The organism is Paraflavisolibacter caeni, assembly GCF_025628885.1.
Classification (GTDB): Bacteria; Bacteroidota; Bacteroidia; order Chitinophagales; family Chitinophagaceae; genus Flavisolibacter; species Flavisolibacter caeni.
On sequence record NZ_JAOTIF010000002.1, the window covers coordinates 534,377 to 554,506 of the forward strand.

The following is a 20,130-nucleotide window of genomic DNA, read 5'->3' on the forward strand; positions in this document are numbered from 1 at the left end:
GCGGTGTTTCAAACAAAAATTGAAGCCGTAAAAAGTAAATCAGAACTTGTAAATCTATATTATGTCCAACAACCTACTGAAAGGTAAAAAGGGAATTATATTCGGCGCGCTGGATGATAAATCAATAGCGTGGAAGACTGCCTTAAAGTGCCATGAACAAGGTGCTCAAATAGTGCTTTCTAACGCGCCTGTGGCGATTCGTATGGGAGAGATCTCTAAGCTGGCCGATGCTGTTGAAGCACCTGTAATTGGTGCCGATGTAACAAACATGGACGACTTGAAAACCCTTTTTGAAGAAAGTCAAAAGCATTTCAATGGAGGTATCGACTTTATTTTGCATTCTATAGGCATGGGTATGAATGTGCGCAAAGGCAAGCATTATACAGAAATTAATTACGAATGGAATCAGAAGACACTGGACATTTCTGCTATGAGCCTGCACCGGGTTCTGCACACAGCCTGGGAATTGGATGCGCTGAACGAATGGGGAAGTGTGGTTGGTTTAAGCTATATCGCTGCACAAAGGGTTTTCCCAGATTATAATGAAATGGCTGATGCCAAAGCATTGTTGGAAAGCGTTGCCCGCAGTTTTGGTTATCATTATGGCGTTCGTAAAAAAGTAAGAGTGAATACCATATCGCAATCGCCAACAAGAACAACTGCAGGAAGCGGTGTAAAAGGCTTTGACGCATTTATAGATTATGCTGAAAAAATGAGCCCGTTAGGAAATGCTTCTTCTGATGATTGCGCAAACTATTGCGTGACCCTTTTCAGCGACTTGACTCGTTTTGTAACGATGCAGAACCTGTTTCATGATGGTGGCTTCTCCTTTACTGGCGTAAGCGAAGCGCTTGTGTATCAAATGCAAGCGGCCCACCCGCAGGAATGATTCTAATGAATAATGAGTAATCATCGATGAGTGAAAAATCTTATTTCTGTTCACTCATTATTCATCACTGATTACTCATTATGCAAATAATAAAGCCTCCAAAATTTTTGGAGGCTTCAATTTTTTTATTTCCCTGTAGGAACAGAGGTGGTTTAATACTCATCTTCATTAAACAGAAAATCTTCCTGAGACGGATAGTCAGGCCAGATATCTTCAATGCTTTCATACACTTCACCTTCATCTTCCAATTCCTGTAAATTTTCCACTACTTCAATGGGAGCACCCGAGCGGATGGAATAATCTATCAACTCATCCTTAGTCGCAGGCCATGGAGCATCTTCAAGGTAGGAGGCTAATTCTAATGTCCAGAACATTTTATGTCAGTTTAATTGAGTAATTATTATTTTTTTATTGGATTGAAGCATAATTTTTATGCCAGAATTTGCTGGAAAAATGCTTCAATTTTTTCGCAAAAGTATCATTATTCGCCAATTTTCCAAATGTGCACCGATAAAGACATGGCATGTCATTGCAAAACGGCTTTGTTTACTGATATTTGAAGGCGAAGAATAAACGATGGCTATACTTTCCGCAAATAACATACATAAAAAATATGGAACCGTTGAAGTACTGAAAGGTGTTGATCTGGAAGTCCAGAAAGGTGAAATTGTTAGTATAGTAGGCTCCTCAGGAGCTGGCAAGAGTACTTTGCTGCATATTGTAGGTACTCTTGACAAGGCAGATGCCGGACAGGTTCTATGGAATAATGAAAATATTACTTTTCTCCAGGGAAGAAGGCTGGCCAATTTCCGCAACCAGCATATAGGATTTGTTTTTCAATTCCACCATCTTTTGCCTGAATTTACAGCATTGGAAAATGTTTGTATACCTGGCTGGTTGAGCGGGCAAAATAAGACAAGAGTAAAGGAAAGGGCCGAGGAGCTGCTGTCTCTGCTTGGTTTGTCACACAGGCTGCATAATAAACCCAATGCAATGTCAGGCGGAGAACAACAACGTGTAGCCGTAGCAAGGGCATTGATCAATAATCCTGACATCGTGTTTGCAGATGAACCAACAGGTAATCTGGACTCGGCTAATGCAAAAGAGTTGCATCAACTTTTTTTTGATCTAAGGAAACAATTCAATCAGACTTTCCTAATTGTTACCCACAACGAAGAACTGGCACACCTTAGCGACAGGATGCTGGTGATGAAAGACGGAAAGATGTTGCCTCCGGACAAATCTCTTTAAATGTTGGCGGGCCCTGTTCTCGGCTTCCAGGGAACTTCTTCGGCACCTAATTTTTGTGCAGTATAACGTGCCAGCACAAATAAATAATCACTGAGCCGGTTTAGATATTGTATCACCAGTTTTTCAATAAACAAGTCATGCTGTTGCATGGAAACGGCAAGGCGTTCTGCTCTGCGGCATACACAGCGGCATATATGTATCGATGAAACGGTTACATGGCCACCCGGCAGAATAAAAGATTTCATGGGGGGGAGTTGAGCTGTCATTTCATCAATCTTAACTTCCAGTAGTTGAATATCTGAGAGAAATAGATCTGGCAAAATCATCTTTGGTTCTTTATCCGCATCACAGGCAAGTGCAGAACCAATGGTGAACAACCTGTCCTGGATATCTTTCAATTCATTCCTGAATTCCTCACTGTTCAATTGGTCATTGATCAACCCGATCCACGAGTTAAGTTCGTCTACAGTGCCATATGTTTCAATTCGCAGGTCATTCTTGGGAACTTTTGTTCCACCTATTAAAGACGTATTCCCCTGATCTCCCGTTTTCGTATAGATTTTCTGTGCCATACCCATCAAAATTAGATGATACAAAGGTGTAAGTTTCTAATGAAAGGTGACATCAATATTGTGTAGCACTGTGCGCTGATGTTCTTCGCCTTAGACGGACTGGGAATGCGCTGGGGCATTCATGCTGGCTTGTTTGATGGTATCTGTTTCAATCAAACCATCTCTCAGCCTGATAATGCGGTGTGCATGATGGGCAATATCTTCTTCGTGTGTAACCAGTACTACTGTATTGCCAGCAGCGTGAATATGACCAAATATATCCATGATTTCGTGGGATGTCTTCGTGTCCAGGTTACCTGTTGGTTCATCAGCCAAAATAATAGAAGGGTCATTCACCAAAGCCCTGGCAATAGCTACCCGTTGGTTTTGACCACCACTCATTTCATTGGGCTTGTGATGACTTCTATCAGCCAGGTTTACTTTTTCCAGGACATGCATTGCCTTTTCCTGCCTCTGTCTTTTAGGCATACCTGCATATACCAGCGGTAAGGCTACATTTTCCAATGCCGTGAGCCTGGGCAATAAGTTGAACTGCTGAAATACAAAGCCGATCTCCTTATTGCGCACGTCAGCCAGCTCGTTGTCTGTCATTCTGCTGACATCCTGTTCATTTAATATGTAAGTACCAGAAGTAGGAGTGTCCAGGCATCCAATAATGTTCATTAATGTGCTTTTGCCCGAACCTGATGGCCCCATCAGGGCAACGTATTCATTCTTGAAAATATCTAATGAAATTCCTTTCAAAACTTCAATTACCTGCTTGCCGAGGTAATAATTTTTAAAGATATTGTCAAGATGAATGATCCCTTTCATGTGTAAAAGTTATTTCTTGATCACCTTAGGCACTTTAAAATACTGGCCGTCGTGATGTGGTGCGTTTTTTAATGCTTCTTCCCTGGTGAGCATGTTGCCGGGTATATCATCACGTAAAACGTTTACTTCTTCGCTCATGTGCAGCAAGGGTTCAATGCCTGTAGTATCAAGCTCCTGCAATTTGTCTACAAAGCCAATCATTTTCTGGAGATCACTTTTGATTTCTTCCTTTTCTGCTTCATTAAACTGAAGCAACGACAGCTTGGATAATTTTTCAATAAGTGCGTCATCTACCTGCATAGAACAAATATACCCCTGTCACATGAAACGGGAGTTTTCCACCGTAATTTATTTAGCTTTTTAACCTTTTTTAGACAGAAAAAATCCCCTCAATACATTGAGGGGACAATTCCTTTGGCGTATAGCGATTAATTACAAATCACTTTGTACTAGGGACGGACGCCTTTAGGACTTTCTTAGGATTGGATAGGTTTTTCAGGAACGGACTGGATTAATTTGGTTGATCGGATTTGGATTTCCGGCTTTTCAGGACCCTTTATAGGGGGAATTGGATTTTGATTTGTTTTCCAGGATATTGATAGATCAAAAGTAGAGGGCTTGAAAAACCCAAACAAAAAAAGACTGGACTGATTTTAAAGAATACTGAATGAATTTAAGCGGGTCTAAATAAATACCCTTATTTGTTTGAGTATTAAGAGCTTGTCTGCCGTTTTCGTATTTACTTGATTTCAAATCCGAAGTCAGTTTTCTGTTTCCACGCCAGGACTAAACTTCTAACTTCAAACACCAAACTTTAAACTCCTAATAATTATCTTCGCCTTTCTTATGAAAGAAATTGTTGTCAGCGGAATCAGGCCCACAGGATTCTTACATCTGGGCAATTATTTTGGCGCTATGCGCAACTATGTACGCATGCAGGAAGAGTACGACTGCTACTTTTTTGTTGCTGACTGGCACTCGCTTACCACGCATCCCGATACCAAAGAACTAAATGGGAGTGTGCAGCGGGTAATAGCTGAAAATATTGCAGCAGGGCTGGTCCCGGAAAAGGTATGCCTTTATGTGCAAAGCACTGTGCCTGAAATTGCCGAACTGTACATGTTGCTCAATATGTTGGCTTACAAAGGCGAACTGGAAAAAACGACTACGTTTAAAGATAAAGTGCGTTTGCAACCCCAGAATGTAAACGCCGGCTTATTGACCTATCCTGTATTGATGGCTGCAGACATCCTGATTCACCGTGCAAAATATGTTCCTGTAGGTAAAGATCAGGAGCAGCATCTTGAAATGGCGCGCAACTTTGCGCAACGTTTCAATCATCGTTATGGTGACCTGTTCCCTGAACCTGCTGCCTTTAATTTTGGAGCGCAATTATTAAAAGTTCCCAGTCTTGATGGTACCGGTAAAATGAGTAAAAGCGAAAACCAATACGCAACACTTTACCTGGCCGATGATAATGACCTGATCCGCAAAAAAGTAATGAAGGCAAAAACCGACAGTGGACCCACTGAACCCAATTCGGAAATGCCCGATTACATACAGAACATGTTTCAGTTAATGAGTTTGGTAAGTGAAGAAAGTGTAGTGGAAAAATTCAGGGATGACTTCAACAAAGCATCTATCCGCTATGGCGATATGAAGAAACAACTGGCAGATGATATGGTGCAGTTTATCACACCTATCCGCGAAAAGGCCGAAGCCATTTATGCAGATAAAACTTACATCAGGAACATCATTGCTTCCGGCGCAGAAAAAGCTCGTGTCAGCGCTCAAAAAACTATTGAAGCAGCAAGAGAAATGATGGGACTGGTGTATTAACGTAGATAGTTAATTCCTGTTTCTGAAAATGGTATATTGGTGAATATTGGTCGTACTCATAATTTCATATTATCTACTGAATAATGCCAAAATCTAAAAAGCCTAAACATATAGCTGTTGCTGGTAACATTGGTGCTGGTAAAACAACGCTTACCATGTTGTTAAGCAAACACTACAAGTGGATACCTCATTTTGAAGACGTGGATCACAATCCTTATCTGAACGATTTTTACGAGGATATGCCCCGCTGGAGCTTTCAATTGCAGATCTATTTCCTGAACAGCCGTTTAAAACAGCTGCTCGAGATCCATCAGGGCACTGAGACCGTGATCCAGGACCGTACCATTTACGAGGACGCTCACATTTTTGCACCCAACCTGCACGAAATGGGCCTGATGAGTACACGTGATTTTGAAAATTATTTCTCTTTTTTTGAAAACCTGAAGAGCCTTGTGCAACCGCCCGACCTGTTGATCTATTTGCAGGCCTCAGTGCCTACTCTGGTAGGGCAAATTCAAAAGCGTGGCAGGGAATACGAAGAGAATATACGTCTCGATTATCTGAAACGCTTGAACGAATACTATAATAAATGGATTGATAATTACAAGGAAGGGCCGCTACTCATTATCAATGTGGACGACAACCGCTTTCCTGAAAACGACGAAGACCTTGGTAAGATTATTCAAAGCGTCGAAGCCCAGCTTCACGGCCTGTTTTAAATAATAAACCCTCTCTGCCGAAGCCAGAGAGGGTTTATTATTATGTATCATTCATTATGGATAATTCGCGTACGCATCCGTTTCTTCCAACAACTGCTCGATCTTTTCCAGCCATTCATGTTGCCTGCCCTTTTTCCGGCTATGATTGGTCTCTTCATCATATTGTTCCTGGAAAGCCTTTTCTTCCTTGATTATTTTATCATAAATAGCACTCACATCTTTTTTAAGTGTAGATGCTTTAGGATGATAATTTTTCATTTCCTGGTACAGCTTGCGGGCGAATATTTCAGAAATATCAAAATGAGCCTGCTCGTGCGCCAGGATATATGGTGTTTTCATCAGGCCCCAGGACTTCTTCTTAGCAAAGTTGCAGCTAATGTTGTATGAAAAGCGTCCTCCATTGTACTTGAATGATACACCTAAAGAAGTACTCGTAAGTGCTACGGCATCAGTGTTTCTAACAGGGTCGCATAAGAAATCTTTCCACGTCAGCATCCTGTCGTAGGACCAGGGAATGTATTCCGCAGTTTCTTCTTCCGCAGTTGCAAGGTCGTTGTTTAGCCCAGAAGTGCTGGCTTTCCCAGGTGCGATCGAAAAATAGGAAAATAGAACAATTCCGGTGATGATGTTAAATAGGGTCATAGGTCGCAGTGGTTACATGTGCTGCAAACGAAATTAAAAATTTGATCAATTTAAGTTTGTGAAGTGAATTATAAAATTGCTGATTTAACATTAGAAAAGGCCTAACCAGGTAGCCCCCTGGTTAGGCCTTTTCTTTGTAAACCAAATACCTATGATGTGTAATCGTTTATAATGTTTCTAAAATCTGCTATACTACTTTTGGACCGGCCTTCAGTGTCTCTTCACTCACTCCCGATTCGTATTTTTCAAAATTCTTGATAAACAAATCCGCAAGAAAGTTTGCTTTTTCATCATAAGCTTCCTTGTCTGCCCAGGTATTTCGTGGGTTAAGTATCTCAGAAGGTACACCTGGGCATTGGGTAGGAATGTCTAGCCCGAAAACTTGGTCCGTTTCTGTGGCTATTCCATTAATTGCGCCATCCAGCGCCGCAGTGATCATCGCCCGTGTATAGGTTAACTTTATTCTTTGGCCTACACCATAGGGCCCTCCGGTCCACCCTGTATTCACCAGCCACACGTTGGCATTGTGGTTTTTGATCTTCTGGCCAAGCATTTCAGCATATTTCCCCGGGTGTAAGGGTAGGAAAGGAGCCCCAAAACAGGCACTGAAAGTTGGTTTGGGTTCTGTAACCCCTGTTTCTGTTCCTGCTACTTTAGCAGTATACCCCGAAATAAACTGGTACATAGCCTGCTCGGGCGTCAATTTGGAAATTGGAGGCAACACGCCATATGCGTCACAGGTTAAAAAGAAAATATTACCAGGAATATTTCCTATAGAGGGTTCAACGGCATTGGAAATATGGTAAAGGGGGTAAGAAACCCTTGTGTTCTCCGTAATGCCTGCATCATGGTAATTCAATTTGTTGGTACCAGGAAAAAAAATTGCGTTTTCCACCAGGGCCCCTAGGCGTATTGCATTAAAGATTTCCGGTTCATGCTCCTCGGAAAGGTTGATGGTTTTGGCATAGCATCCCCCTTCAAAATTGAAGATGTTATCTTCAGTCCAGCCATGTTCATCATCACCAATCAGGAGCCGGTCAGGATCAGCGCTTAATGTCGTTTTACCCGTTCCGCTCAGGCCAAAAAATATCGCCGAATTACCATCGTGATCCATATTGGCGCTGCAGTGCATACTCAATACATTCTTTTCCTGGGGAAGAAGGTAGTTCAGAATAGTAAAAATGCCTTTTTTGATCTCTCCCGTATAGCCGGTACCTGCAATCAAAATAGTCTTGTGCTTAAATGAGATGACCGCTGCGTTATGCTGGCGGATTCCGCATTCCCTGGGCTCCAGGTGAAGATCTGGTACTGAGATGACATGCCAGTCCGGTTCAAAATTTTCCAATTCCTCTTCTTTAGGCCTCAGAAACATGTTGTAGGCAAAAAGACTCATCCAGGGCTTCTCGGTAATGACCCTGATGTTGAGGCGGTAGCGACTATCTGCACAGGCATAAGAATCCCGGATCCAAAGGGAGGGGCGTTCATTCAGATATGCCATTACCTTTTTCCAGATAACATCATAATACTTTTCATGAATGGGAATGTTGAAATCATTCCAGTCTACGGTATAACTCGTAAAATCATCATAAACAATGAACTTGTCTTTTGGGGCTCTTCCCGTAAATTCACCAGTCTTAATTACTAAAGCGCCTGTGTCGTTCAACTTTCCTTCCCCCAGTCGTAGAGAATCATGCACCAATTCTTCCGGTGCTGTCTGGTAATGGATGCCTTCTGTAAATTTAAGGCCAAGGCTGTGCAACTTCCCCGTTGGGAATGTGATAATAGGTACTGACATATATTAGCAATCGTTTAGAATTTAAAGTTAGGGATTTAAATATCTTTTATCAACCGTAAACAAAATGATTGCATTCCCCCCAAAAGCCGCGTCATCCTGATGTTAGTACGACAACTGTATGGGCCATTACCTTGTATTTTTTTGCGGTAACAATAGGTGCTATATGCCAGTCCATAATATCATCGGGCGCTTCCTGCGCTGTATCGATCCAAAGTTTCCAGGATTTATTGTCTTCCTCTTCAGGTATTTCAAATTCAAGTGGCTGATGATAGGCATTCAACATATAATGAGTGATGACAACCCCGCTTAATGATCTGACCGTGAATGCAATACTGTGCGATTGGTGTGACCAATCCGGCTGATTAAGTTTTACTCCGTGCCATGTAAATTGCGCCGTGTTCAAAAGCTGGTTGAGGCTCATTCTATATTCTTCCTTTGCAGGGTCTCTTCGCTGCCGTTCAAAAATGAGCTGCTGGACAAAGCGGATAAGATCCGTATGCTTTTGCGGTAAGCTCCAGTCAAACCAACTGATCTCATTGTTCTGGCAATAGGCATTGTTATTGCCCTGTTGCGTTCTGCGCACCTCGTCTCCCATAAGGATCATGGGCGTGCCAATCGAAAGCAAGGTGGCCGCTAAGAAATTTTTGATCTGCCTTTTTCGAAGTGCTTCAATTTCTGGTTTGTCAGTAGAGCCTTCTTCACCGCAATTCCAACTGAGGTTATCATTATTACCGTCCCTGTTGTCTTCACCATTAGCTTCATTGTGTTTTTGATTATAGGAAACCAGGTCGTTCAAGGTGAATCCATCGTGACAAGTTGTAAAATTGATGCTTTGTTCTGGCCCCCGGTTAAGATAGCTATACATATCAGGACTGCCGACAAGCCTTGTTACATAATCAGAAATACTTCCCTCATCACCGCGGAAAAATCTACGCACATCATCTCTGAACTTTCCATTCCATTCTTTCCAGCTATCACCTACAAAACCGCCAACCTGGTAAAGGCCGGCTGCATCCCAGGCTTCTGCAATTAATTTAACACCGGCCAGCACAGGGTCAGATTCAATGTCCCATAATACAGGAGGATTCTCTATGGGATGCCCCTTCTCATCTCTTGATAAAATGGACGCAAGGTCAAATCGGAATCCATCTACATGCATTTGTGTAACCCAGAAATGTAGACTGTCGATGATCATGCGACGTACAATGGGCTGATTGGCGTTCAATGTATTCCCCGTACCTGAATAATCTGCATACGCTCCTTTAGGAGCAAGTATATAATAAATACTGTTGTCAATACCTTTGAAACAATAACTGGGCCCTTCCTCTCCATTTTCCGCAGAATGGTTGAAAACTACATCTAAAATCACTTCAATGGAGGCTCTATGAAAGGCTTTCACCATATCGCGAAATTCGTCTAAAACAGCCAGGGGATCTTTCGAGCAAGAATAACCCTGGTGAGGCGCAAAGAACGATACGGGGCTGTAGCCCCAATAGTTGATCAATCCTGGAGGGCAATCCTGTTCATCAAACTGGAAAACGGGCATTAGTTCCACTGCCGTAATACCCAGGCTGACCAGGTATGGTATCATTTCTATAAGACCGGTATAAGTTCCTTTTTTTGCAGGCTCCACCGGGGAATTGGGGTGACGGGTAAATCCCCCTACATGCAGTTCATAAATTATCGTTGTGGCAAATGGATGTCTTAAATGCGTATCCTCTTCCCAATGATACAAAGAAAGATCTGCTACTACGCTTTTCATAGGTGGCGTTTTCTTTCCTGTTATAGGATCAACTGAATAACGATGATAATGATCCGGAACAGCTATAGCATGTGCATAGGGATCTAGTAAAATATTTTCCTCGTTATACCTGTGCCCGTTTTCAGGATCATATGGCCCATCAATCTGGTAGGCATACAATTGACCTTTGCTGAGACCGTGCACAAAAGTATGCCAGTAATGGTAGGTACGGTTACGCGCTGCATTGAGTCTGATGATTTTAGCTGGTTCAATGTCATTGATATCATCAAACAACAATAGTTCTACAATTGTTCCATTTTTACAAAACAATGAAAAATTGACACCTTGAGGATAAAGGGTTGCACCAAGTGGATAACATTCGCCATTTTCAGTAGGCTGTTGAATAAAGGCGGTAATATTTTCCATTAGTTAATTACATTAACGTTTGGGTGATACACCCCATATTTTTGTGCAATATTCACTGATAGACCTGTCGGAAGAAAAATTACCCATCCTGGCAACATTCAGGATCGACATTTTCTGCCAGTGATTTTGATCTTTATAAGCTTCAGAAACCTTTTTCTGGCAATCAATATATGCCTGGTAGTCCTGCATAACCATGTAGGTATCATAATGTAGCAATGCATCCATGATTGGTTTGAATAGGTTGCGGTCGCCATTCGAGAAAATACCAGACCCGATCATGTCAATCACTTCTTTTAAATCTGGATTACTGGTATAAATATCATAAGGTTTATACCCCTGTTGCTTTATTGAAAACACCTCTTCCGCTATTAATCCGAACAGGAAAAAATTTTCTTTTCCAACAGCTTCAAGTATTTCAACATTAGCGCCATCTAATGTACCAATGGTAAGAGCTCCATTCAATGAAAATTTCATATTACCAGTTCCGGAAGCTTCCATTCCCGCAGTGGATATTTGTTCCGAAATATCCGCAGCCCTGTATATATATTCGCTGTTCTTTACATTAAAATCAGGAAAGAAGACTACCCTGATTTGATCGCCAACATCCGGGTCGTAATTAATCTTGTCAGCAACAGCGTTAATCAGCTTGATAATGAGTTTTGCCATAAAGTAACCCGGTGCAGCTTTCCCGCCGAAGATGAAAGTGCGGCTGGTAATTTTTTCTGCGGGGTTTTTCTTCAGCCTGTTATACAGGTGTATAATATGCAACAGGTTCAGGAGTTGCCGCTTATATTCATGGATACGTTTTACCTGGATATCGAATACTGATCCGGCTTTGACTTCAACACCTGTCCGGTATCCTATCAAACGGGCAAGGTCTTTTTTGTTTTGAAGTTTGATTCGTCGCCATTTTTGCTGAAAATCCTTATCATCAGCAAATTTTTCCAATTGGATCAATTCAGTTTCAAGATGTGATATCCAACGGTCACCAATATGTTTGGTGATTAGATTTGAAAGTTCGGGGTTGTATAATTTGAGCCATCTGCGTGGCGTAACCCCATTGGTGATATTATAAAATTTTTCAGGCTCCAGTATATAAAAATCACGAAGCACACTTTGTTTCAACAAACTGGTATGTAAAATGGAAACACCATTGATTGCATGGCTGCCGATACAAGCCAGGTGCGCCATGCGTATGTATCGTTCGCCGGTTTCATCAATGATAGACAAGTTGCTGATTCTTTGATCATTTCCGGGAAACTTGTTTCTAACGTCTGCCAGGAAACGGCCGTTGATCTCGTAAATGATCTCAAGATGCCTTGGCAACAGTGAACTTAATAACTGAAGCGACCATTTTTCCAGGGCTTCAGGTAACAACGTATGGTTAGTGTAGCTGAATGTTTTTTTGGTAATCTCCCAGGCTTCATCCCAGTCCAGCGAATGTTCATCTACCAGTAACCTCATGAGTTCCGCAACAGCAATAGCTGGATGCGTGTCGTTGAGTTGCATGTTGAAAGATTCATGAAACTTATTGATGCTAAAACCACGCAATCTGCACAGCCGCAATGCATCCTGAAGGGAACAGGAAACGAAAAAATACTGTTGGGACAGCCTTAGCCTTTTTCCTCCTGCTGGTTCATCGTTTGGGTAAAGAATTTTTGATATGTTTTCTGAAACTACCTTTTCACTCACTGCATTGTAGTAATCACCTTTGTTGAATGCGTTGAAGTCAAAAGATTCTACAGCTTCAGACTTCCATAGCCGTAAAATATTAATTGTTGTGTTTTTGTACCCTGGAATTGGTGTATCATATGCCACTCCCTTTACTTCATATTCTGCCGTCCACTCTACTCTGTACATGTCTTCTTTATCCTTATAACAATTGGTGTGGCCGCCGAATTTCACATGATACGAAATCTCCGGATGTACGATTTCCCATGGATTGCCCGACTTCAGCCACTTATCTGTTTCCTCAACTTGCCAGCCATCTTTGATCCTCTGGTCAAAAATGCCAAACTCATACCGGACACCATAACCAATGGCTGGGACATGCAAAGTACTGAGCGAATCTATAAAGCAGGCGGCCAGCCTTCCTAACCCTCCATTGCCTAACCCGGGTTCTTCTTCCTGCTCCATCAATTGATTTAGGTCCTGGCCCAATTGTGCGGTGGCTGCCTTTACCTCATTCTGGATATTAAGGTTGATCATGGCATTGCCAAGATGCGGTCCAACTAAAAATTCTGCGGACAGGTAGCCAATGATCTTTATTTTTTTATCGTATAATTTATCTAATGAGCGGACCCATTTTTCCATCATTTTGTCACGAACGGTATAGGCAACAGCTAAATACCAATCATGAAGAGTCGCTATTTTTTCTGTCCTTCCAAGTGTAAAAAAAATATGATCAAGAATATCCTGGCGAAGCTCTTCTACTGTATTTCCTAACCTTATATTCAATTTAACCTTAGACATATGATATTGTTATTAGGATAAAAAATATAGGGGCCGAAGACCAATGATAATGCTTAGGTCACTATTCCCGGCAGACAGTAGAGAATCACTATTTCATTTATAGTGTTCCATTTAAGCAAATTTTCATTGGGGTGGTTGATTGGGCAAATAAACCTGGCAGTTTCTAGTGCAAACTCCTTAAAAAACTTTCTGTAATGCAATTTACATCTACTTGAATTACTATATATAATTTTTCTGTAGTAAAGACCAGCCTGTAACTATGAATCAGTTTGTTGAGTTGGGACTTTAGGAAGTGGGGGTCTTTTCGCTCCCTTTTTGTTTTTCGTATCTGTATGTTAGTTAAAAGCATAATGATATGGCTGCAATTCGCTCTGAGCTTCATACCGGAAAAACAGGCAACGCAGTTTTTCCAGATTAATCAGTAGGCATAAGAATTACCTCATCAATACGACGCCCAATAATAAAAAGCCATTCAACTGGTTTATTGCATTTCTGGCTTCTATTTTTCATTAGGCATATTGACAAGCCCTGTTTCAGAGGGAATGGCATAACTATTTTGTACCTTAGTCGTATGACATTCAATGTGAAAGTCAGTCTATTTGTTATACTGGGAATCATGCAGGATCAATCCTATAAATTATGACTTTCGATATTTCTGGCATATATCAGAATAATCAAATTGCCTACTCAGTAAGTAGTAACGACTTTGAAACCTTTGATTTAACCCTTCGGGATGCAGGAGGAATTAAGGAACTGCTGCCGGAAAAATTAACACTTGTAAAGGGACAGCAATATTTCAGCATCTTAGATAAGTTTCTGATGGAACTAATTGAGGATTGGAGGAATGATGGGTAATCTAAAAGAAAATGCAACTACCTGTACTACAAGTAATTGCATTTTTGAGTGGCGGTGAGAGAGGGATTCGAACCCTCGATACGGTTGCCCGTATACATGCTTTCCAGGCATGCCAGTTCAACCACTCCTGCATCTCACCGGAAAGGCTGCAAAGGTAAGTGAACTCACAATAGGTTGAACAGCTTTTCTGCATTTTCCGTTGTTATTTTCTGAACTTCTTCCAGATCCCTGCCCGTAATCATGGCTAATTTTTCTGCTACGAGCGCAGTGTAGGCCGGTTCATTGCGCTTTCCTCTGAATGGAACAGGTGCCAGGTAAGGGGCATCTGTTTCTAGGATCACATTTTGGAGGCCTGTCTTTTCAATTACTTTATCCAACCCTGCATTTTTAAACGTCAGTACTCCTCCAATGCCCAGCATAAACCCTGTGCCAATGATGGCTTCTGCCTGCTCCAGGTTACCGGAAAAACAGTGGAAAACTCCTCTAAGCCCGGGATATTGTTTCACAACGTCTATACTTTCATCAATGGCATTCCGGGAATGTATGACAATGGGAAGTCCGTAGGACAGCGCTATCTGGATCTGTTGATGAAATGCTTCATATTGCTCCTGCACAAAGGTCTTATCCCAGTAGAAGTCAAGACCTATTTCACCTATGGCTATAAACTTTCTTTGGGAAAGATACCTTTTAAGAATATCGATCTCTTCCCCGAATTTATTATTTACTGAACAGGGATGCAGCCCTATCATGGCCAGGCAACCTTCAAATTCTTGCTCCATTTGCAGCATTTGTGGGTGTGTACTTGAATCTATTGCAGGTAACAGTATCTGTTTGATACCTGCATTTTTTGCCCTTTCCATCATGGTTGCTCTGTCAGCATCAAACTCAGGTAAATAAATATGTGCGTGTGTGTCGATGAGATACATAGTCAATTATTATATAAGTCCAGACATACTGCAAAACTGGTTAAAAACTTTATGTAGTTGTGTATATATTTATTATAATGTGTTGCTGGTGGTTATATCACACCCAATCTTTTTTTATTGATCATATATAGTATTGTTTATGAACTTATTGACAGGGCATCTGGGTCCGAAAGGTAATAAAGGCTACAGCCTGGATAATTGTGAAGACCTTTGCAAGCAAGGCCAGCGGCCTGTTTAAGAAAAATTTAGTAACATGCAGAACGCGTTGGTAAACAGTAGTATAATCCAGTTTTCTACATATAAAAACATAGAATTATTAAAATAAAATCAACAAAATTTTGCATGGAAGAAAAAAGTATATATCTTTAAAACAGTTTTCATAGGGTACGGATTAAAAACGGGCCAGGGTTTCTACCCCGGCCCAAATTTTTTTAGACTATGCCTGATTTATACGCTCCATCCGGTATCCATTCAAGCTTAGTTTTTCCAGTGTTTTGGGCAATGCATACTTAAGATTTCGAAATGCTTTTGCACTATCGTGAAACACAATAATGGAACCACTGGAGATATTCTTTACCACGTTTTTGAGGCACCTTTCTGGTGTGATTCTTTTATCAAAATCTGCACTCAGCACATCCCACATAATGATCTTAGTGCCAGGGTACTTTTGCAAAATACTTGTAGCCTGGTCTTTCTTGATCCGGCCGTAAGGAGGCCTGAACAGGCGGGAGTCGATATGTTTAAACCCTTCTGAAACATTATTCAGGTAAATATCTGAAGCAACCTTCCAGCCATTGACATGATTTTGGGTATGGTTTCCCACCGCATGTCCTTCTGCGATGATCCGTTGATAGGTTTCAGGATACTTCACTACATTGCTCCCAACGCAGAAAAAAGTAGCATTTGCATCAAACTTTTTCAGTTCATCCAGTACAAATGGGGTAATGTCAGGGTGGGGGCCGTCATCAAAGGTGAGAAAAACAACCTTTTCCTTCGTTGGAATAAACCACACATATGATGAAAAGTATCGCTGAACCAGCCAGGGAGTCTTGATAAAAAACCGGTGCATAAAATGAATTCCTGGTACGAAGTTAGAGTGCCTATACAGAACATTGAGAAGATTCTTGCTTCTCTTGAGCAGCTTCACGCATCTTATACTTCATGATCTTGCCAGCAGCGTTCATCGGAAATGAGGTGACAAAATCAACATACCTTGGCACCTTATGCCTGGCCATATGCAATCTTACATACTCCTTGATCTCCTCCTCACTGGCGGTAACACCTTCCTTTAAAATAATGCAAGCCATGATCTCTTCGCCATATTGTTTATCCGGTACTCCAATAACCTGGACATCAGACACTTTCTCATGCGTGTAAATAAAATCTTCTATTTCTTTTGGATAAATATTTTCACCGCCACGGATGATCATGTCTTTAATACGTCCCGTGATCTTAAAATTACCATCCGGCAATCGCCGGGCCAGATCTCCTGTATGAAGCCATCCTTCACAATCTATTGCGGCAGCTGTTGCTTCCGGCATTTTGTAATAGCCCTTCATGATGTTATACCCTTTTGCTACCAGTTCACCGTCCGTATTGTCTGCTAAATCCTGGTTGGTCTCCGGGTCAACTACCTTACAATCAACACCGAAGATCTTGCTGCCTACTGTATTCACCCGAACCTCAATCGAATCAGTTATTTTGCTCATAGTAATAGCAGGCGATGATTCGGTCTGTCCATAAGTAATGCAGATCTGCTCCATGTTCATTTTGTCCAAAACATCCTGCATCACCTTAACCGGGCAAGGACTGCCAGCCATAATGCCAGTGCGCATGTAGGAAAAGTCTGTTCTTGCAAAATCAGGATGCTCCAAAAGCGTGATAAACATGGTAGGCACTCCATGCAATGCCGTTATTTTCTCTTTGTTGATGCAGGCAAGCGACTTTGTAGGCGAAAATGAAGTAATAGGCGACATGGTAGTTCCATGGGTCATGGAGGCCATCATAGCCAGCACCATTCCAAAGCAATGAAACATAGGTACTTGTATCAGCAGGCGGTCAGCAGTTGACAAATCCATGCAGTCGCCAATGGCTTTACCATTGTTGACAACATTGTAATGAGTTAGCATAACACCTTTAGGAAAGCCTGTGGTACCAGATGTGTACTGCATATTGGCAACATCGTGTTTGTCAATCGTGCGGCGGCGTGCTTCAACCTCCGACAATTGAACTTTGTATCCAAATGAAACTACTTCATCCCAGGTAAAGCAGCCCGGTTGTTTGCTATCAACTGTAATGATATTTTTCAATCGGGGCAATCTTTTTGCATTCAATTCCCCAGGATGGCTTGTTTGAAGTTCAGGACAGATTTCATTAATTATTTTGACATAATCTGAGTCCTTGAACCCGTCAATCATAACCAGTGTGTGCGTATCAGATTGGCGAAGCAGGTATTCCGCTTCATGAATTTTATAAGCGGTATTCATTGTCACAAGTACTGCACCAATTTTTGTTGTCGCCCAGAAAGTAATAAACCAGGCTGGAACATTGGTTGCCCAAATGGCTACATGATCACCTTTATTTACGCCTATTGCAATAAGTCCTCGGGCAAACCGGTCAACATCTTTTCTAAACTCGGTATAGGTGCGGGTATAATCCAGGTCTGTATAGCGGAATGCATATTGGTCCGGGAATTCCTTGCATACCCTGTCTAGAACATCAGCAAAGGTGTCATCGATCAGGGTTTCTTTTGGCCACATATAATGGCCTTCACTATTTAAACTTGTTTGTAAGACGCTTTTGCGCTCGGTAAGATATTGTTCCATTATCCTTACTCCCCCTCCGCCAACATCCTATTAATCCCCTCCGCACTCCTCCTTCCTTCACCCATCGCCAATATCACTGTCGCCGCGCCCAACACAATATCACCACCTGCAAAAATCTTATCCACCGAAGTCTTTTGCGTTTCATCAACAAGGATATTGCCTCTTTTATTCACAGCCAACTGTGGTGTAGTCTGGCTGATCAACGGGTTACTCCCATTCCCCACAGCAACAATCACCGTATCCACTTCCATTACAAATTCACTATTAGGAATCAACACAGGCGCTCTTCTTCCAGAAGCATCAGGCTCTCCCAATTCATAGCGCACACACTCAACGCCAATCACACGTCCCTGCGAGTCGCCGACTACTCTTCTGGCATTTTGCAAAAACAGGAACTCAACACCTTCTTCCTTTGCATGCAGTACCTCCTCCTTACGGGCAGGCATTTCATTTTCTGTCCTGCGATATACTACATACACCGTTCCTGCTCCCAGCCGCTTCGCCATCCGCGAAGCATCCATAGCCACATTCCCTCCTCCCAATACCATCACCTTCCTGGAAGGGTAGATAGGGGTATCCGCCCTCTTCTCAAAAGCCTTCATCAGGTTGGCTCTGGTAAGGTATTCATTGGCAGAAAATACGCCCACCAGGTTTTCACCCTCAATACCCATAAATATTGGCAGACCAGCGCCGGTTCCTACAAACACAGCATCATAACCATCTTTCTCGATCAGGTCTATCAGTTTACGCGTACGGCCTACAACAAAGTTGGTCTTGATCTCCACACCCATTGCCTTAAGTGTCTCGATCTCATTATCAATAATATCATTAGGCAAGCGGAATTCAGGAATGCCATAACGCAATACCCCACCCAATTTGTGGAATGCCTCAAAGATGGTCACATGGTGCCCTTCTCTGCGGCAGTCTGCAGCAACTACCAGTCCCGCAGGACCACTACCTACAACCGCCACCTTTTTTCCTGTGGCTGGCTTCACAGCGGGTATCACAGTTTTACCATTGATCCTTTCCCAATCAGCAACAAAGCGTTCAAGCCTGCCTATGGCAACAGATTTGTCAACATCTTTTAATGCCTTTCCAAGAGTGCAATGTAATTGGCATTGTTTCTCCTGAGGACATACACGTCCACAAACCGCCGGTAGGAGTGTGGTCTCTTTCAATACAGCAATGGCTTGCTCCATTTCTCCCTGGGCTATATGATGTATAAAACGGGGGATATCAATTTTAACCGGACAACCTTCTATACAGTTTTGCTTGGGGCATTGAAGGCAGCGGATAGCTTCCAGCTGCGCCTGTTCAAAACTGTAGCCTAAGGCTACTTCTTCCATGTTCGCCGACCGTACTATAGGATCCTGTGTAGGCATTTCCTGTGCAGGTATCTTCTGCCTCTCCTTCACTTTCAGGGAGGAAACTTTCGGAAGGTATTCATCCAGTAAACTCCTTGCCTGTTCTGCTAATTGTTCGGGTTGTATGTAGCTCATGCCTCTACCTCCTGTTCTTTAAATGCATTTTCAACAAAACATTTGTAGTGATGTCTTTCAATGTCTTTATAGGAATTCAAACGGTTGATCATGTTGTCAAAGTCTACAAGATGCCCGTCAAACTCTGGTCCGTCCACACATACAAACTTCACTTCTTTGCCTACATTCACCCGGCATCCACCACACATGCCTGTTCCATCTACCATAATGGTGTTCAAGGATACTTGTGTGAAAACCTGGTAAGGCCGCGTAGTCTCCGAACAAAACTTCATCATCACTGGAGGGCCAATTGAAATCACCATATCCGGCTTTGGTGTCTGTTCGCACAATTCTTTCAATGGTGCTGTCACCAACGCTTTCCGGCCATATGATCCATCGTCCGTACAAACAATAAATTCATCAGCAATGGCCTTCATTTCATTTTCCAGGATGAGCAGGTCTTTTGTCCTGGCACCAGTAATAATGGTCACATGATTGCCGGCTTTCTTCAAAGCTTGAGCAATTGGATGCAGGGGCGCTACGCCAATACCGCCTCCCACACATACTACTCTGCCAAAGTTTTCAATGTGTGTAGGCGTTCCTAAAGGACCAACCAGTGCTGGCAGTTCATCATCTACAGAAAAGGTAGAAAGCTGCTTGGTTGTTTTACCAACCACTTGAAATATAATAGTGATGGAACCTTCTTTTGTATCGGCATCTGCTATGGTGAGGGGTATACGCTCACCAAAATCATCATCAGTCTGTAAAATGATAAATTGTCCGGCTTGCCGTTCTTCGGCGATCAGTGGGGCATGCAGTCGCATCAGGAAGACGTCCTCTGTAAACTGTTGCTTAAACAGGATCCTGCTCATTTCGAGTTTGAGTTT

General features: G+C 42.2%; 18 protein-coding genes and 1 tRNA gene. 5 read left to right on the plus strand and 14 right to left on the minus strand.

The features are described 5' to 3' along the window. The first annotated feature begins 61 nt into the window (after window positions 1-61). Window positions 62-889, plus strand: a complete 828-nt coding sequence (locus tag OCK74_RS06265) for an enoyl-ACP reductase FabI (protein WP_279296157.1) — start codon at window positions 62-64, stop codon at window positions 887-889. Between the two features lie 152 nt (window positions 890-1,041). On the opposite strand, the gene OCK74_RS06270 is transcribed toward OCK74_RS06265, so the two are convergent. Further along, window positions 1,042-1,263: a DUF2795 domain-containing protein gene (locus OCK74_RS06270; RefSeq protein ID WP_073045655.1), complete on the minus strand. Its 222-nt coding sequence runs from the start codon at window positions 1,261-1,263 to the stop codon at window positions 1,042-1,044. Window positions 1,264-1,465: 202 nt separating this feature from the next. On the opposite strand from OCK74_RS06270, the gene OCK74_RS06275 reads away from it, so the two are divergent. Next, window positions 1,466-2,140 carry an ABC transporter ATP-binding protein gene (locus OCK74_RS06275; RefSeq protein WP_279296158.1) on the plus strand — a complete coding sequence of 225 codons (675 nt, stop codon included), beginning with the start codon at window positions 1,466-1,468 and terminating at the stop codon, window positions 2,138-2,140. On the opposite strand, the gene OCK74_RS06280 is transcribed toward OCK74_RS06275, so the two are convergent. From OCK74_RS06280 to gatC, 3 genes are all read right to left on the minus strand, one after another. After that, window positions 2,137-2,712, minus strand: coding sequence for a cob(I)yrinic acid a,c-diamide adenosyltransferase (locus OCK74_RS06280; protein WP_279296159.1), 576 nt, complete (start codon window positions 2,710-2,712; stop codon window positions 2,137-2,139). The two genes, OCK74_RS06275 and OCK74_RS06280, sit on opposite strands and share 4 nt — an antisense overlap. 90 nt (window positions 2,713-2,802) lie before the next feature. Further along, window positions 2,803-3,525 carry an ABC transporter ATP-binding protein gene (locus tag OCK74_RS06285; RefSeq protein WP_279296160.1) on the minus strand — a complete coding sequence of 241 codons (723 nt, stop codon included), beginning with the start codon at window positions 3,523-3,525 and terminating at the stop codon, window positions 2,803-2,805. A gap of 9 nt (window positions 3,526-3,534) precedes the next feature. After that, window positions 3,535-3,825, minus strand: a complete 291-nt coding sequence (gene gatC / locus OCK74_RS06290) for an Asp-tRNA(Asn)/Glu-tRNA(Gln) amidotransferase subunit GatC (protein WP_279296161.1) — start codon at window positions 3,823-3,825, stop codon at window positions 3,535-3,537. A 546-nt stretch (window positions 3,826-4,371) separates the two neighbouring features. Between gatC and trpS the strand changes: the two genes are divergently transcribed. Then, window positions 4,372-5,364 carry a tryptophan--tRNA ligase gene (gene trpS, locus OCK74_RS06295; RefSeq protein ID WP_279296162.1) on the plus strand — a complete coding sequence of 331 codons (993 nt, stop codon included), beginning with the start codon at window positions 4,372-4,374 and terminating at the stop codon, window positions 5,362-5,364. Between the two features lie 83 nt (window positions 5,365-5,447). Then, a complete protein-coding gene (locus tag OCK74_RS06300; protein WP_279296163.1) occupies window positions 5,448-6,083 on the plus strand; it encodes a deoxynucleoside kinase in 636 nt (211 codons plus the stop codon). A 54-nt stretch (window positions 6,084-6,137) separates the two neighbouring features. On the opposite strand, the gene OCK74_RS06305 is transcribed toward OCK74_RS06300, so the two are convergent. From OCK74_RS06305 to OCK74_RS06320, 4 genes are all read right to left on the minus strand, one after another. Continuing rightward, window positions 6,138-6,725 carry a DUF922 domain-containing protein gene (locus OCK74_RS06305; protein ID WP_279296164.1) on the minus strand — a complete coding sequence of 196 codons (588 nt, stop codon included), beginning with the start codon at window positions 6,723-6,725 and terminating at the stop codon, window positions 6,138-6,140. Window positions 6,726-6,912: 187 nt separating this feature from the next. Then, on the minus strand, window positions 6,913-8,520 hold the full coding sequence (pckA, locus tag OCK74_RS06310; protein ID WP_279296165.1) for a phosphoenolpyruvate carboxykinase (ATP): 1,608 nt from the start codon (window positions 8,518-8,520) through the stop codon (window positions 6,913-6,915). Between the two features lie 91 nt (window positions 8,521-8,611). Beyond that, a complete protein-coding gene (gene glgX, locus OCK74_RS06315; protein ID WP_279296166.1) occupies window positions 8,612-10,687 on the minus strand; it encodes a glycogen debranching protein GlgX in 2,076 nt (691 codons plus the stop codon). 12 nt (window positions 10,688-10,699) lie between these two features. Further along, window positions 10,700-13,159 carry a glycogen/starch/alpha-glucan phosphorylase gene (locus OCK74_RS06320; RefSeq protein ID WP_279296167.1) on the minus strand — a complete coding sequence of 820 codons (2,460 nt, stop codon included), beginning with the start codon at window positions 13,157-13,159 and terminating at the stop codon, window positions 10,700-10,702. Window positions 13,160-13,798: 639 nt separating this feature from the next. On the opposite strand from OCK74_RS06320, the gene OCK74_RS06325 reads away from it, so the two are divergent. Beyond that, complete coding sequence (locus OCK74_RS06325; RefSeq protein WP_279296168.1) at window positions 13,799-14,014, plus strand: hypothetical protein; 216 nt, start codon at window positions 13,799-13,801, stop codon at window positions 14,012-14,014. Between the two features lie 49 nt (window positions 14,015-14,063). Here the strand turns inward: OCK74_RS06325 and OCK74_RS06330 are convergent. The 6 genes from OCK74_RS06330 to OCK74_RS06355 all read right to left on the minus strand — a co-directional run bounded on the left by OCK74_RS06330 (window position 14,064) and on the right by OCK74_RS06355 (window position 20,115). Continuing rightward, window positions 14,064-14,153 (minus strand) — tRNA-Ser (locus OCK74_RS06330). A 25-nt stretch (window positions 14,154-14,178) separates the two neighbouring features. Further along, window positions 14,179-14,940, minus strand: coding sequence for a TatD family hydrolase (locus OCK74_RS06335; protein WP_279296169.1), 762 nt, complete (start codon window positions 14,938-14,940; stop codon window positions 14,179-14,181). A 436-nt stretch (window positions 14,941-15,376) separates the two neighbouring features. Next, window positions 15,377-16,009, minus strand: a complete 633-nt coding sequence (locus OCK74_RS06340) for a polysaccharide deacetylase family protein (protein ID WP_279296170.1) — start codon at window positions 16,007-16,009, stop codon at window positions 15,377-15,379. 31 nt (window positions 16,010-16,040) lie between these two features. Continuing rightward, on the minus strand, window positions 16,041-17,699 hold the full coding sequence (locus tag OCK74_RS06345; RefSeq protein WP_279296171.1) for an AMP-binding protein: 1,659 nt from the start codon (window positions 17,697-17,699) through the stop codon (window positions 16,041-16,043). Window positions 17,700-17,770: 71 nt separating this feature from the next. Beyond that, on the minus strand, window positions 17,771-19,264 hold the full coding sequence (gene gltA / locus OCK74_RS06350; RefSeq protein ID WP_279296172.1) for an NADPH-dependent glutamate synthase: 1,494 nt from the start codon (window positions 19,262-19,264) through the stop codon (window positions 17,771-17,773). After that, window positions 19,261-20,115 (minus strand): sulfide/dihydroorotate dehydrogenase-like FAD/NAD-binding protein, encoded by an 855-nt coding sequence (locus OCK74_RS06355; protein ID WP_279296173.1) that lies wholly within the window; start codon window positions 20,113-20,115, stop codon window positions 19,261-19,263. Before OCK74_RS06355 ends, gltA begins: the two co-directional genes overlap by 4 nt. Between the last annotated feature and the right edge of the window lie 15 nt (window positions 20,116-20,130).

What these genes read in the sequence shown, in the direction of transcription:
- OCK74_RS06265 (WP_279296157.1), top strand. Translation starts at nt 62, where the DNA reads ATGTCCAACAACCTACTGAAAGGTAAAAAGGGAATTATATTCGGCGCG.
- OCK74_RS06270 (WP_073045655.1), bottom strand. Translation starts at nt 1,263, where the DNA reads ATGTTCTGGACATTAGAATTAGCCTCCTACCTTGAAGATGCTCCATGG.
- OCK74_RS06275 (WP_279296158.1), top strand. Translation starts at nt 1,466, where the DNA reads ATGGCTATACTTTCCGCAAATAACATACATAAAAAATATGGAACCGTT.
- OCK74_RS06280 (WP_279296159.1), bottom strand. Translation starts at nt 2,712, where the DNA reads ATGGCACAGAAAATCTATACGAAAACGGGAGATCAGGGGAATACGTCT.
- OCK74_RS06285 (WP_279296160.1), bottom strand. Translation starts at nt 3,525, where the DNA reads ATGAAAGGGATCATTCATCTTGACAATATCTTTAAAAATTATTACCTC.
- gatC (WP_279296161.1), bottom strand. Translation starts at nt 3,825, where the DNA reads ATGCAGGTAGATGACGCACTTATTGAAAAATTATCCAAGCTGTCGTTG.
- trpS (WP_279296162.1), top strand. Translation starts at nt 4,372, where the DNA reads ATGAAAGAAATTGTTGTCAGCGGAATCAGGCCCACAGGATTCTTACAT.
- OCK74_RS06300 (WP_279296163.1), top strand. Translation starts at nt 5,448, where the DNA reads ATGCCAAAATCTAAAAAGCCTAAACATATAGCTGTTGCTGGTAACATT.
- OCK74_RS06305 (WP_279296164.1), bottom strand. Translation starts at nt 6,725, where the DNA reads ATGACCCTATTTAACATCATCACCGGAATTGTTCTATTTTCCTATTTT.
- pckA (WP_279296165.1), bottom strand. Translation starts at nt 8,520, where the DNA reads ATGTCAGTACCTATTATCACATTCCCAACGGGGAAGTTGCACAGCCTT.
- glgX (WP_279296166.1), bottom strand. Translation starts at nt 10,687, where the DNA reads ATGGAAAATATTACCGCCTTTATTCAACAGCCTACTGAAAATGGCGAA.
- OCK74_RS06320 (WP_279296167.1), bottom strand. Translation starts at nt 13,159, where the DNA reads ATGTCTAAGGTTAAATTGAATATAAGGTTAGGAAATACAGTAGAAGAG.
- OCK74_RS06325 (WP_279296168.1), top strand. Translation starts at nt 13,799, where the DNA reads ATGACTTTCGATATTTCTGGCATATATCAGAATAATCAAATTGCCTAC.
- OCK74_RS06335 (WP_279296169.1), bottom strand. Translation starts at nt 14,940, where the DNA reads ATGTATCTCATCGACACACACGCACATATTTATTTACCTGAGTTTGAT.
- OCK74_RS06340 (WP_279296170.1), bottom strand. Translation starts at nt 16,009, where the DNA reads ATGCACCGGTTTTTTATCAAGACTCCCTGGCTGGTTCAGCGATACTTT.
- OCK74_RS06345 (WP_279296171.1), bottom strand. Translation starts at nt 17,699, where the DNA reads ATGTGGCCAAAAGAAACCCTGATCGATGACACCTTTGCTGATGTTCTA.
- gltA (WP_279296172.1), bottom strand. Translation starts at nt 19,264, where the DNA reads ATGAGCTACATACAACCCGAACAATTAGCAGAACAGGCAAGGAGTTTA.
- OCK74_RS06355 (WP_279296173.1), bottom strand. Translation starts at nt 20,115, where the DNA reads ATGAGCAGGATCCTGTTTAAGCAACAGTTTACAGAGGACGTCTTCCTG.